This is a genomic window from Steroidobacter agaridevorans (assembly GCF_009932555.1).
In the GTDB taxonomy this organism is placed as follows: domain Bacteria; phylum Pseudomonadota; class Gammaproteobacteria; order Steroidobacterales; family Steroidobacteraceae; genus Steroidobacter; species Steroidobacter agaridevorans.
This window is the reverse complement of record NZ_BLJO01000001.1, coordinates 447,950-461,596: the sequence shown is the minus strand read 5'-3', so window position 1 is coordinate 461,596 and position 13,647 is coordinate 447,950. Positions and strand designations below refer to the sequence as shown.

Genomic DNA, 13,647 nt, shown 5'->3' with positions numbered 1-13,647 from the left:
GTCGCTACTCCGCCTGGTCGGGCCGTGCAACGTTCGCCAGGTGATGCACCAGCGCGTTGCCTATCAGGTGTTTCCCCTGGTCGTTGAGGTGCCCGCCATCGGAGGTGAGCTCGGGGCTCAGCGTCTCGACGGGCTGGCCATCGCGCTCGATGGTCACCTTGCCGAAGCCCGACTCGATCGAAGCGATGTCGAACAGCACATCGCGGTCCGCATAGTGTTGGCGCAGCGTCTCATTGAACAGCTGGCGTTTCGCGTTGGCCTCGTAGCCCGCCGGCTCCTTGCCCATCAGCTTTTTGATCAGCGCCTTGGGCCCCGTCTGTACGGTGGTGAGCGGCGCCGTGACCGGCACGAAAGTGGTCTGCGGGAAGCGCGAGGCGAGCCGATCCAACTCGGCGATGTAGTCCCGCGCGAGCTGCTGCGGATTCGGCTCCGAATCGAAATCCATGTAGCACAGCTTCATCAACGCGATATCGGCCGTGCCGGCGATGTCATTGGACATCGCCGCATCGAAGTCCTGCAGCTTGCTCTGCGGCTCGCCGTTGCGCCCGATCTTGAAATGATGGAGCCCCGGTGCGGCCAAAGCCTCGCGAGTCTCGGCGACGGAGACTGCAACGTCGTGCTCGCGCGCGAGCGCCTCGATGCCGGAGAGCACATTTTCTCCCACCGATTGATGTCCGAAGGCGATCTTCAGCTGCGAGAGGTTCTGCCAGTCCTGGGCGCTGGCCGTGGTCGGGATGGCCTTGGCGGTCGAGGAATTCGGGCGCTCTGCACCGTGCTGCCCGCAACCTGCGGCAAGAGCAATAAAGACCGCGAGCAAGTATGAAAGTGTCTTCGTCATTAGATCCCAGAAGCTTCGTCTGCGAGCCGGGGCACGCTAATCGGGAGGCAGGCCAGGCGCCGGCATTATAGCGTCGGACCGCGGATCCTGGCCAAGGGACCACGTCACGCATGCATGAGCATATGTCTGCGTGGATCGTGCGCTTCTGGTCGGATCCGTTGCCCCTCCGGGTTATAGCAAAAGAACCCGCTCGCGATAGAGTGCCCAAGCGCCGCTCGGCCATCTGCATGTCGAGTTATTTTACAGGGCGCAAATGCGTGGTTTTTTGTTCAGCCGAGGCCGGCCGCTCTGTGAGCGTCCTCACGTCTCCGGCAGGCGGAGAACCGCAGAATGGATACATTGCCGATCGGGCGACGGCGCTGCACCTACCCCGGCGGTTGAGGCCATCTGATCCACTATGTGCGGTCTTGCCGGAGTTGTGAATCTCTCTGACTCATCGCCACCGCAGAGGCGGACTCTGCAGGCGATGATCGAAACGCTTCATCATCGCGGTCCAGACGGCTACGGATTTTTCCAAGACGCCCGCTGCGGGCTCGCGCATGCGCGGCTGAGCATCATCGATCTGGCGGGCGGCGACCAGCCGATTCATAACGAAGCAGCGACGGTCTGGGTCGTCTTCAATGGCGAGATATTCAACTTCATCGAGTTGCGCCAGGCGCTGGAATGCGCCGGCCATCGCTTCGCGAGCAATTCCGACACCGAAGTGATCGTCCATGCGTACGAGCAGTACGGCATGAAGTTCGTCGATCACCTGAACGGTCAGTTCGCGATCGCGCTGTGGGATCAGACAAAACAGCGCCTGGTCCTGGCCCGCGATCGCACCGGCATCCGCCCGCTGTTCTATACCCAGGCGCGTGGGCGCTTGTACTTCGCATCCGAAGTCAAAGCGCTGTTCGCGCTGCCGGAAATCGAGCGGCGCGCGAACCTCAGCGCGATCGGCGATGTGCTCACCTACTGGTCGGCGCTCGATCCCGACACCGTGTTCGAGAACGTTTTCTCGTTGCCGCCCGGCTGCTGGATGTCGATCGAGAACGGCCGCTGCGAGATCGAGAAGTACTGGGACTGGGACTTTCCAACCACGCAGCCGAAGCGAGCGCGCACTGTCGCCGCGTATGCCGAAGAGTTACGGGAGCTGCTGATCGATTCGGTTCGTCTGCAGTTGCGTGCCGACGTTCCGGTAGGCGCCTATTTGAGCGGCGGATTGGACTCATCCGCCATCGCGGCGCTGGCCAAGATCTACAATCGCGAGCGGCTGCACACATTCTCCATCGCGTTCGAAGACGCCGAGTTCGACGAGAGCGCCTATCAACAAGAGATGGCCCGGCAGCTCGGTGCGCAGCACACGAGCGTCGTCTGCAAAACGAGCGATATCGCAGCGGCCTTCCCGAAAGTGATCTGGCATACCGAGTCGCCGATTGTCCGTACGGCGCCCACGCCGCTCATGCTGCTGTCGGAGACGGTGCGTCAGCATGGATACAAAGTCGTGCTGACGGGTGAGGGGGCCGATGAAGTGCTCGGCGGCTACGACCTGTTCAAGGAAGCCAAGATCCGTCGCTTCTGGGCGCGCTTCCCGCAGTCGAAAGCGCGACCGCGTTTGCTCGACAGGTTGTATCCGTACTTACGCAATTCTCCAACGGCAAATCGCGCCATGACGGAACGTTTCTACACTCAAGGAATGGACCGGGTCGCCGACCCATCCTTCGCGCATCTGCCGCGCTGGTCGACCACGCACCGAAGCTGGCAATTCCTCTCGAAGGAGGCACGGGCGGAGCTTGGCGACAGGGACTACGTCGCGCATCTGGGTGCTCGCTTGCCGAAGGAGGTTGCAGAGTTTCTTCCTGTCGGCCGCGATCAATATGTCGAAGCGCACACACTGCTCAGCGGTTATCTGCTCAGCTCGCAGAGCGATCGAGTGGCGATGGCGAATTCGATCGAGGGGCGCGTGCCGTTCCTGGACCATCGCGTCATCGAGTATGCGAGCCGTTTGCCGCCGTCACTGAAAATCAACGGTCTCACGGAGAAGTTCCTGTTGAAAGAGGCGATGCGAGGCTTCTTGCCCGCAGCGATCGCACAGCGCACCAAGCAACCCTACCGGGCGCCGGACAGCCAAAGCTTCTTTGCCGACGGGATCGCGTGCGATTACGTCGATGACTTGCTGAGCGCCGATCGCTTGCGCAGCGCGGGTTACTTCGATTCGGCGGCGGTTGGAAAACTGGTGGCGAAGTGCCGGGCGGGGCGGGCGAGCGGATTCTCCGACAACATGGCGTTCATCGGCATTCTGTCGACGATGCTGGTCGATGAGTTCTTCATACGTGGCCGACGTCCCGCTGACGTGGGGTCGAGCCAGGGCGTACGCTTGTCGCAGGCGATTTGATCGATGTGCGAGTAGTCAATGCTGTTGCACGAATGGTTGGAACAACACGCGCGCAATACTCCCGAGAAGGTCGCGCTCGTTTGCGAAAGCGAGCGCATCAGTTTCGGTGAGATCGACACGCGGGCACGAGCGCTCGCTGCAACGCTGCAGGCGTGTGGAGTTCAACGCGGGGACCGTGTGGCGATCTACCTGGAGAACTGCACCGAAGCAGTCGTGAGCATCTTCGCCGCGCTCAAAGCGGGTGCGGTGTTCATGCCGGTCAATCCGCAAACGAAGGCGGACAAGCTCACGTACCTGCTGAATGATTCCGAAGCCCGGGCGTTGATCACGAGCGGCGTGCTATCGAACATTGCGGGAATGGCGGTCGAGAAAGCCGCCAGCATCGCAGCATCCGTCATCGTGCAGCCGACGTCCGCCGAACCCGTCGGTGGGAGCAAGACGCTGTCCTATGAAGCAGCGATGCAGGCTTCGCATCCATGCTCGACGCCGCCGTCGATCGATCAGGATCTCGCCAGCATCATCTATACGTCCGGATCGACGGGCGAGCCGAAAGGCGTGATGGTCACGCATCTGAACATGACCAGCGCAGCAACGTCGATCAGCACCTATCTCGGATTGCGCAACGACGACGTCATCATCAATGTGTTGCCGATCGCGTTCGACTACGGGCTCTATCAGATTCTGATGGCCTCGCGGGTCGGCGCGACCGTCGTGCTGCAGCGATCGCTTGCTTTCCCAACGCGCGTGCTCGAGACCATGGTGCGCGAGCGCGTCACCGTACTGCCAGGTGTTCCCACCGTGTTCTCAATGCTGCTCAACCTGGAACGTTTGTCCTCGTACGAGCTGAGCACGCTGCGGATGGTGACCAACACCGCCGCGGCGCTTTCCGAAACGCAGATTCGCGATATCCGCAGAGCATTTCCGCAGGCAACGTTGTTTTCGATGTATGGGCTCACCGAGTGCAAGCGCGTGACCTATCTGCCGCCGGAGCAGCTCGATATCCGGCCGATGAGCGTCGGTCGCGGCATGCCGAACGAAGAGGTCTGGCTGGTTGACGAATCCGGCAAGCGCTTGCCGAACGGGCACGTGGGCGAGCTGGTCGTGCGCGGCAGCAACGTGATGCGTGGCTACTGGCGAAAACCCCGAGAGACTGCGGAGCGGCTCAAGCCCGGCGAGATTCCCGGGGAGATGTACCTGTACACCGGCGATATCTTCAGAACCGACTCGGAAGGCTGGCTGTACTTCGTCGGCAGGAAGGACGACATCATCAAGAGCCGCGGCGAGAAGGTCAGCCCGCGCGAAGTCGAAAACATTCTATATCGCCTCGACGGCGTGCTGGAGGCGGCCGTCGTCGGTGTGTCCGATCCCCTGCTGGGGCAGGCGGTGAAGGCGTTTGTGGTGCTCAAGCAAGGCTTCATCTACTCGGAGCGCGACGTGATCAAGCATTGCCTGTCGCATCTGGAAAGTTTCATGGCGCCGGCTCGCGTCGTCTTCCTGGACGCGCTGCCGCGCACCGATACTGGCAAGATCAGCAAGCGCGGACTGGACTAGTCCCGCCCATGATTATTAGAGGGCACGACGATGCATGACATCAAAAAAACGGTGCGCAGCTACATCCTCGAGAACTTTCTCATGGGCGATGGGGGTGAGCAGCTGACCGACGATCGATCCTTTCTCGATCATCACATTATCGATTCGACGGGCTTTATCGAGCTCGTGACGTTTCTGGAATCCACCTACCGGATCCGAATTGCGGATGAGGAGATGCTCCCGGAGAATCTGGACAGCCTCGAGAACGTCGCACGCTTCGTGGCGTCGAAAACCCGCGCGGCGTGAGTCGTCCCGTGTTCTCCGCAACGAGTGCCCTGGACGATGCACGGCGAGCTCTCGCCGGCCGCATCGAGTTTCTTCCGGACAAGCCGGAAGAGACGCTTGAAAGCACGATACGCGCGCTGTGGTTTGCGGCTGCTGGCATGCCGAGGTCAGCCGAAGCTGCGCTGCTCGGCGAGCCGCCGGAATTGGATGACGTCGCGGTGGCAACGTTCGAAGTGCTGCTGAACAAGCGATTGGACGGCGTTCCGCTGTCGCATCTCACGTTTCGGCAGCGATTCATGGGACTCGAGATGCTTGCGGATCCGCGCGCGCTGATCCCGCGCAAAGAAACCGAGTTGCTGGCGACGGCGGCGGTGCAAGCGACGAAGCAAAGCGCCTCTGTCCACGAGCGCCCGATCGTCGTCGATGTGTGCACCGGCAGCGGCAACGTCGCGCTCGCCATTGCTCATCATGTCGAGAGTGCTCACGTCTTCGGCGCGGATTTGAGCGGTGAAGCGGTTGCGCTGGCACGCGACAACGCGCGGCTACTGGGGCTGCAGGATCGAGTCGAATTTCGCAGCGGTGACTTACTGTCGCCGTTCGAGAGCGAAGCGTTCGTGGGGAAGATCGACGTACTGACCTGCAATCCGCCGTACATCAACTCCGCGAAAGTCAGCACGATGTCGTGCGAGATCTCGGATCACGAGCCGCGGCTCGCTTTCGACGGCGGCCCTTTGGGCATCGGCATATTGATGAAACTCACGCAGCAGGCGCCGCGCTTTTTGCGCCCTGGCGGCTGGCTCGCAATCGAAGTCGGTCTCGGTCAGGGCCCGGCGCTTGTCAAACGCCTGCAAGCGAATCCGCTGTTCACATATGTCGAGTGTCACGAGGGCGAGCACGGCGCCCTTCGTGTCATTGTTGCTCGTTGTTGATTACGAGCGAATCTGTCGATCGATTACATCCATGCCGCGCGACCAGGCGTCGTGCAGCTCTGCAAACATTGCAGATCCGTCGTAAGGCTTTTTGGAATTGACCGCGCGTGCGCCCTTGAGGATGAAGGCTTTGCAGGCATTCGAGATGTCGAGGAAAGCTTGCGCGGCAGGCTCCAGACCGGAGCGGCCGCAGCTTTCCAACCAGCGCAGGTTGAATGCCGCAAGCTCGAACGCAGAGCCGAGTTGCCGCGTCGCTGCGAACGCCCAGGCGTGATAGAACTTCAAGCCACGAGCCTGCATGGTCGGCAGGTCCGCGTTGAAGCGGTCACGGAAGCGTGCAATCGGATTCTCGCTGGGAATACGCCGGAAATGTTTGCGCAGCAACTCCCAGGACATCGCCGCGAGCTCGGCTTGTGAGCGCTGGCGCGCCCGCGTGACGCGCACGAATTCGCAGTACAGCGGCATGAACGCCGGATCTTCCGGCGCATCGAGCCGGAACGTCTTGATGAAGTCTTCGCCTTCGAGCGTGTAGTACCCGGCGTTGTGGAAATAGCTGAGGCGCTGCTGCTCCAGGTCGAGATCGTTCAGCACGATCGTCGTCTTGGTGTGCTGATTCCGATAGTCGGTGCCGGCGGTGTCGGGCAGCCAGAACGCGTCGGCTTCGGTGCTGACGAGCTTGCCGGCGCCGAGTTGTTCCTTGGCGTGCTCGAGCAGCGGGCGCCAGATCGTGAGCTCCTGCACATCGACGCCGTAGAGCTCGTAGAGCTCGTCATGCGAAGGTTTGAAGAAGGTCCATTGATCGCCTTCGAAGTCGATGGCGATCGTGAACGGCAGCATCGCGACCGGATCGAGGCGCAACGCGTGCAACAGCTCGATCCAAAGATCGGCGTAGCAGTTCTTCTCCGTCCAGACGCTCGCATCCGTGTGCAGGACGTGACGGGCGTAACGCGAGGAATCGAGATCCGGAATGACGACGCGGCGCATGAGTGTTCTAGATCGAGAGGCGGCGGCGGACGTCTGCAGGCCACTGCTCGACGTTGCAGCCGTGAGTCTTGAAAAGGGCCATCGCGATCCGCTCCAGCCCGAATCCCAGGCAGGCGGTGTTGGCGACTTCGCCGTCGGCGGTCTGGATCTCCCATTTGGAGCCGAAGTGGTCCTGATGGAAGTTGAACGAGCAACAGGCGGTGGGATTCTCGGCCGAGATCACCGGGATCAGCACTTCGAATTTCAGGCGCTGCTCGCGCTGGTTCTGCGCCATCATCTTGCCGCCGCGTCCGAAGAAGGGATCGGCCGCCACGTCTGAATTTGCATTCAGACCGAGCGAGCGCAGCAGCTCGAGGCCACGCTGCAGCCACATGTCACGCCACTCGACGACTTGGTCGGCGGTGCCGGCACGAATGAACTCGCGCATGCGGAAGGACTGCATGCGCGTCGGCTCGGTCGAAGGCTCGTGCCGATACGCCCAGCCGAGCAGCGAATACAGGCCGCCGCCGGGCGGCAGCTTGCCCTTGAGCGTCGGATACAGCGGATAGCAGATCGCCGGCGTCAGACACAGGTCGGTCACTTTGAGGTGCTCCGACCAGGTTTCGCCTTGAGCGGCCTTGCGTGCCATCTCGCGGCCTTCGAGCTCCTTGCCGAAGAAGCTGAACACCGTTCCGCACAGATGAGGAAACGATTCGAGATAGTTGTTCTTTTCGATGACCTTGCGGCTCACCACCGGCGGGTAGGTGCGCGTTTCGGCGCCGTCGTTGCGCGCGATCTCGCTGACCAGGTCGTTGAAGCGATCGACGATGCGCTCGAACACGGGACCGCGGCCGAACGCGCCTTGCACGCCGACCGGGTAGATGTGCCCGGCGGCGACCAGCTCGTCATAAAATTTCTGGGGATCGTAGTCGATGCTCATGGGCTGTTCCTGATACTCGCGGTCACTCGTCCTTGAACACCAGCAGCATGGAGGCGCTCTTGGAGAGGATGCGATCGTTGGAAATCATCAACGCGGCGGACAGAACGTCACGATAGTGGCGCGCCACGCTGAACTTCGAATCGTTCTTGTAGCCCATGACGCCGGTGATCTGCAGCGCCTGGTGCACGATCTGGGGCGCGGTTTCCGACGCGCTCACCTTGAGGCTGTTCATCTTCAGCGCCCAACCGATGCTCATCAGCTCTTCCTTGCCATCGGCGCTGCTGTCGATCTCATCGAATTCCTGGGCCAGCGCCAGCCAGTTGTGCTTCATGGTTTGCAGCTGCGTCCAGACAGCGGCCAGCCGGGAGGCGGCCGGAGGAACGGTGCCGGGCTTCTTTCGCGCTTCCCCACGAACCGTTGCAGCGGCGCGCGCAACGGCATCGGCTGCAATGCCCCACCAGAGCGAGGACCAAAGAATGTGCGAGTAGGGCACCATGCTCTGCGCCGACGAGTCGGCAAAGCTGCCCGGCACGATCTGCTGTTCGTCGCCGGACGATTCGAGGTTGAACCCGGGGCTGCACGTACCGCGCATTCCCATCGTGTCCCAGGTCGTGGTCTGAGTGAGCTTGTAGTCGCCTTCGCGCACCAGCACGAGCACCTGATCGTTGTTGGGCGCATCGGGCGCACGACGGCACGTGACCAGAATCGCATCCGCATGTCCGCAGTACGAGCCCGTGGTTGCTTGCTTGTTCAACACAAACCGGCCGTTGGAGCGCTCCACGGCACAGATGCTCGAGCGAGTGTCGCCGAACGTGCCGACCTCCGAGGTAATCGAGGCCAGCAAGTACTGGTGCTGGACCAATTCTCGCAGGTAGCTCACGAACCACGCCGAGCCGAGAGCGTGTCGCGTGAGGCAGGCGAGCTGACTGAAATGCATCGCCAGCACCATGCCGCTCGAGCCGCAGCCGTGCGCCAGTGTCGAACACAACTCGGCAGCCTCGCGCATGGAGCAGCCCGCGCCGCCCAGTTCCTTCGGAATCAGCGCCGAGAGGACGGATGCCTCCTTCAGCGCCTTGACCGATTCAATGGGGAAGCGGCTTTTGCTGTCCACATCTGCGGCGTTTTCTCGAGCCACGCCGTCGGCAATCGCCTTGACCGCGCTGAGCAGTTGTGGGAAGCCGGGATTCCGAACATTAGTTGTCATGCGCGTCACACGATGGAGAAAAGGGCGCTGTCACGAAAAGATCCGAGATCTGAAAAATGAGCAGCCGGTCGCATATTTGGCGCGCACTCTAGCATGCTGGAACGGAATGTCCGTGATCTGGTGGGCATTGTACGAGCGTCATGGCGCTGGGCGAACTGGACGGGCGTGCTAGTGCAGGCCCCGTAGGAACTGCTTGAACTGTCGCCAGACGGGCAAGGGAATTTCATGCCCGCCGTCGAACTCGACCCAACTCACCTTGGCCCCCGCGCCAGCCAGGAATTCGCGTAAGTGACAGCCAGCGTCGAACGCGAGATCGGAATCGTGAAGGCCGTGGCTGACGAAAGTCGGCAAGCCTTCGAGCCTGCTGGCGCGGGACTGCAAACGAGCTCGATCGATCAGGCACGACGAGAACAACGCCAGCGCTTCGAGCTGCGGCTGCTCCATGAGAAACAAATCCAGGGCGAGCATGCCTCCTTGCGAGAAGCCGCAAAGGATCGGGGGCCGCGCTTCACGACGCTCGATCTCGGACACCAATTCAAACATCCGCCGGCGCACGGGCTCGCGATCGGGGCAGGTGTGCGTCAGATCGCGCGGGCCCAGCGCCAGCGCTCTCGTCCGCTGCTCGTGGTCCACGGGCCACCACGTCCGACCGCCGTCCAGCGTAGGCAGCGGGGCGTGCGGAAAATAGAACGTCGCGTCGAGGCCGAGCGAGTGGGCGAAAGGCGACAGCGCCGCGGCGGACGTTGAGTAGCCATGAAGCACGATGATGTCGGTCGCCGACCGAGTCGCCGGCTCTACGACGATGGTCTCGAAGCCGGCGAGCGTGACGCGATGTTCACGCATGCCTGGGCAGTTCGGATTGCGAGGGCTCGAGGCGTGCTCGCGGAGTGAACCACGACTTCAGCCGCAGGAAATGCTTCTCATAAAGATGATAGGAGAAGAAAGCCGCGACATAGCTGGCCAGCCCCACGACGACCAGGAACGCAATCCCGGACCAGGCTGCAAAGCGCTGTTCGAACAGCGGCAGGAAGCTCTCCAGGCGCAACTGGATCGGGAAATGGAACACGTACATCGCGAAGCTGTATTTGCCGAGGGAACGCAGCAAGGACGTCGACAGGAACTGCCGACACCATCGATTGAGCTTGCTGGTGCCGATCAGGCACGCGAGCAGGATCAATGCAAAGAACACGGCCAGCAACGTGTAGCCGAGCGTCTGGGTAAACAGCAGGCTGCGTGTGTAAAGGCGCGAGAACACCGCTCCAAGCAGCACTATTGCGAACGCAGCTGGAATCAGCCGCGCAGCCGCTTTTTCCTGCAGCAGTCGGGTGCGATCCGGCGATTGCAGCCACACGGCTAGCAGCGCGCCCATCGCCAACGCGTCCATCCGGCAAAAGGTGAATTCGTAGATCATGTCCTCGGTCGCTCCGCCGAGCGCGAGAACGGTTCGAATCACGAGCGCGGCTGCGATCAGGGCGTAGCAGGTGCGTGCGAGTGTGGTCTGAGTCGCTTTGTAAACGATGAACGGCCAGATGAGATAGAACTGTTCTTCGACGGCGAGCGACCAGAAATGCGGAAAGCCGTAGGTCGGCAGTCCCAGCGGATGTACCCAGTTCAGCAGGAATGTCCAAAGCCAGACCTGGTGCGAAGTGGACGCTTCGCCGCCGGCAGGCTGCTGTGTAATGGCGGGAACGATCAGCAATCCCACGATGAGAGCGGCGTAGTAGAGCGGGAAGATCCGCAAGATCCGACGGCCGAAGAACACCGAGAAGTAGTTCGGTGCGTCTTGAGTCTCGAGCAGCTTGGCCGTGATCAGAAAGCCCGAGAGCACGAAAAACAGCTGCACGCCGACCCAGCCGATGGCGGCGATCAGCGCCGTCACCCAAAAGGCGCCCGAAGGATGGGCGCCGAAATGCCCGGCGTTGTGGATCAGGACCAGCAGGATCGCAATCCCGCGCAGCCCGTCCAGAGCGGGAATGTGCTGGAAGAAGTGCAGCTTTTGCACCGGGGCGACGGACACGCTGCTCTGTGCTGTTGTCATGGCGCTGAAAACACAATGGGCACTGCGCTCACACTGTTGAGCGCCCGAACGGTTCCTTCGATTCGTTGGCCGGCAAGGGCATGGGGGAAGCGAATCGTCCGCGATCCGCCGGGAAGAAGATGGAAGTAGTTGTCGTGAGGCACTGCGCCCGGCGTGTCGATGTACACGCTTTGAGCGAATTTCTTCGAGCTGACCCGGAGCGTCGGAACGCCCAGCTCGTCGTGCGTCAGCGCCGCGGCGATCTCGATCTCCGAGCCGCGCCGCAGGATCTCGCCACGATGGAAGTGGGCATGTTCGCTCAACAGGTCTCCACGCGGATCGCGCAACGTGGCGGCGATCACATCGTGAATCTTCGGCCCGAATCGATATGCATACGCCAGGTCGTAGAAGCCCTCGAAGAATTCGTTGGCCGCCAGCTCGAGCGTCTCATGCGCGCCAAGGGTCAATTCGCGTTGGACCTCTGCGCCGTGCGGCTCGCCATTTCGGTACAAGCTCACTGTGAGCACCGTCTTGAGCTCGTCGCGGCTGTCGTTGACTACATGGATCGCAAGTCCATTGCAGCCTTCATCACTGATAAACACGGCGACCGGCTGCAGCGCGCGACGCAGCGCATAGTACGCAGACTTCGGTTGTCCGAAAGAGTCGACGATGCCCCAGCCCGCGCCGGGGACAAGATCGCGCAGGAACCAAACGAGTCCGCCGGCACATGAAGAGCGTTTCCGGCGCCACTCGGGAAACGTCGCTGCCATGACTTCGGCAGTGGCAATCCGCCCGAGGTGAAGGTAGCGATCGTGATCGGAGTAGCGCAAGGCGGGCACATCGATGCCGAACAGCTCCTTCACGTAGTGGTCGCGTACGTCTTCGAAGTCCCAGCCGGCGCCGAGATCGCGCGGCGTGCGTGCTTTCCATTCGGGATGATGAACGCGAAGCGCCGCTCCTCTTGGCATCCGCGCGATCGTTGCATCTTCAGGAACGTTTGCGAACGCGAGACATTCGGAGGCGAACCTCACTTCGGAGCGGCGCGCATCTTCGAGCGCTCGCAAGTAAGCGCCCACACCGTAGTAGGAAGCGGTTCCAACGTTCGGTTGATGCGGAAAGGAGCCGCCGTGCGCACTGGACGGCCAGTACGGCATGTCCGGGCAGACCTCGCGCATCAACGCCGGGATGACTTCGTGAAACAGCGGCGGCGTCCATCGTTCGCGAGTGGCGCCGAACATCGCAGCCTGCTGTTCGACTTCACTGTTGCCGCATATCAGCGCGACCGAGGCATGAGAAATGAGCCGGCCGAGCTGTTGATGCAGCTCCTGCTGCACGGATCGATCGAACTTCGGGTCGCCTTGGGGGAAGTCCATGTTGGCGAACATCAGTTCCTGCCAGACCAGAATTCCGTGACGATCGCAGGCCTCGAGCAGCGCATCGTCCTCGTACACCATGGTGCCGCCGATGCGGATCATGTTCATGCCCGCAGCGCGCACCTGCTCGATCGCTTGTTCGTAGTCGCCAGCACTGGCGTGCAGCGACACGATGTCGAGCGGCGTCCAGCAGGCGCCACGGCAGAAGATCGGAACGTCGTTGACGATCACACGAAAGCCGCCGTCGCTCGCATCGATGCGCACGGCGCGGAATCCAAAATGGCCCAGGCCGATTTCTTGAGAGACCGTTTCGCCCGAGGGCGATTGCGATTCGAGAGAAAGCTGCGCCGAGTAGAGTGCCGGCTCGCCATGCGTGTGCGGCCACCATCGTTGCACATCGGAGACGACCAGATGCACATGAGCGCGGCTCTGGCCGGCTTCGATGCGCGTTGTTCCTCTGATGATCTGCTCACCTCGGCGGACCGTCAGCTGGGCTCCGATGGCCGCGGCGCTCGGCGACGCAAGCTCCAATTCGAGATCGACATTTCCGCTGCCGTTGTCGATGGACGTGCGCAGCTGCGCGTGCTTGACCGAGAGTGCCTTTCGATACTCGAGCCAGATGGTCCGGTACGGCCCGACGGCGGCAGCGGCGGGCGACCATCCGGGCGTGCGTCCGAGGACCGTCGTTCGGAACCAGCGCAGTTGCTGATTCTCGATCATGGGGGCTTTCCAGCGCGGCCGCGGGCGTTTGGCGGCGAGCGCTTTATCCAAGCTGCGAAAGCGCAGATACAGCGAGTTGTGCTGCTGGAGTCGACCGGTGACGTCGACCTCATGTGCGACAAACATGTTCTCGCTCGCGAGGATGTGCTCGCCGTTCAGCCACACGTCCGCGAGCGTCGCCAGGCCATCGAAGCCGAGCGTGCATTGCTCATTCGAGTCGGAAGCGGAAAAGTGACAGCGAAACCACCAGTCTTCCGCGTCGAACCGACGCGGCGCGCTGTCCAGGCTCCATTGTCCGAGCTCGCGCAACGCAGAGGCGGCCGTGCATGGCACGGTCGCTTTGAGCCAGGTTGTTTGTTCGCTCAGTTCAAGCGGCGAGAGCGCGCTGTCCGGCGGACGGGCGCAGAATTCCCAGCCCGAGGACAGTGATTCGCGGTGCTGCGAGTTTGGACCGCGAATCGCGCCGGGCATGGG

11 protein-coding genes are annotated in these 13,647 nt (G+C 62.0%); 4 read left to right on the top strand and 7 right to left on the bottom strand.

Annotated elements, in window-relative coordinates; genetic code table 11:
* Positions 1-4: 4 nt before the first annotated feature.
* Entirely contained in the window at positions 5-838 is an 834-nt protein-coding gene (locus GYH35_RS02005) for a hypothetical protein (protein ID WP_161827530.1), read from the bottom strand.
* Positions 839-1,235: 397 nt separating this feature from the next.
* On the opposite strand from GYH35_RS02005, the gene asnB reads away from it, so the two are divergent.
* Genes asnB through GYH35_RS01985 form a run of 4 tightly spaced genes read left to right on the top strand, consistent with a single transcriptional unit; the run spans position 1,236 to position 5,956 of the window.
* Complete coding sequence (asnB, locus tag GYH35_RS02000) at positions 1,236-3,212, top strand: asparagine synthase (glutamine-hydrolyzing) (protein ID WP_161827529.1); 1,977 nt, start codon at positions 1,236-1,238, stop codon at positions 3,210-3,212.
* Between the two features lie 18 nt (positions 3,213-3,230).
* On the top strand, positions 3,231-4,763 hold the full coding sequence (locus GYH35_RS01995; protein WP_161827528.1) for a class I adenylate-forming enzyme family protein: 1,533 nt from the start codon (positions 3,231-3,233) through the stop codon (positions 4,761-4,763).
* A 30-nt stretch (positions 4,764-4,793) separates the two neighbouring features.
* Positions 4,794-5,048 carry an acyl carrier protein gene (locus GYH35_RS01990; RefSeq protein WP_161813836.1) on the top strand — a complete coding sequence of 85 codons (255 nt, stop codon included), beginning with the start codon at positions 4,794-4,796 and terminating at the stop codon, positions 5,046-5,048.
* A gap of 8 nt (positions 5,049-5,056) precedes the next feature.
* Positions 5,057-5,956: a N5-glutamine methyltransferase family protein gene (locus GYH35_RS01985; protein WP_202624025.1), complete on the top strand. Its 900-nt coding sequence runs from the start codon at positions 5,057-5,059 to the stop codon at positions 5,954-5,956.
* Here GYH35_RS01985 and GYH35_RS01980 read toward each other — a convergent pair whose 3' ends face one another.
* The 6 genes from GYH35_RS01980 to GYH35_RS01955 form a co-directional block, all read right to left on the bottom strand.
* Positions 5,957-6,940 (bottom strand): DUF1839 family protein, encoded by a 984-nt coding sequence (locus GYH35_RS01980; RefSeq protein ID WP_161827527.1) that lies wholly within the window; start codon positions 6,938-6,940, stop codon positions 5,957-5,959.
* A 7-nt stretch (positions 6,941-6,947) separates the two neighbouring features.
* Positions 6,948-7,859 (bottom strand): amino acid--[acyl-carrier-protein] ligase, encoded by a 912-nt coding sequence (locus tag GYH35_RS01975; RefSeq protein WP_161813838.1) that lies wholly within the window; start codon positions 7,857-7,859, stop codon positions 6,948-6,950.
* A gap of 22 nt (positions 7,860-7,881) precedes the next feature.
* Positions 7,882-9,063 (bottom strand): acyl-CoA dehydrogenase family protein, encoded by a 1,182-nt coding sequence (locus tag GYH35_RS01970; RefSeq protein WP_161813839.1) that lies wholly within the window; start codon positions 9,061-9,063, stop codon positions 7,882-7,884.
* Positions 9,064-9,231: 168 nt separating this feature from the next.
* Complete coding sequence (locus GYH35_RS01965) at positions 9,232-9,906, bottom strand: alpha/beta hydrolase (RefSeq protein WP_161827526.1); 675 nt, start codon at positions 9,904-9,906, stop codon at positions 9,232-9,234.
* Positions 9,899-11,101: an acyltransferase family protein gene (locus tag GYH35_RS01960; RefSeq protein ID WP_161813841.1), complete on the bottom strand. Its 1,203-nt coding sequence runs from the start codon at positions 11,099-11,101 to the stop codon at positions 9,899-9,901. Before GYH35_RS01960 ends, GYH35_RS01965 begins: the two co-directional genes overlap by 8 nt.
* A complete protein-coding gene (locus tag GYH35_RS01955; RefSeq protein WP_161827525.1) occupies positions 11,098-13,644 on the bottom strand; it encodes a beta-mannosidase in 2,547 nt (848 codons plus the stop codon). Before GYH35_RS01955 ends, GYH35_RS01960 begins: the two co-directional genes overlap by 4 nt.
* Positions 13,645-13,647 lie beyond the last annotated feature (3 nt).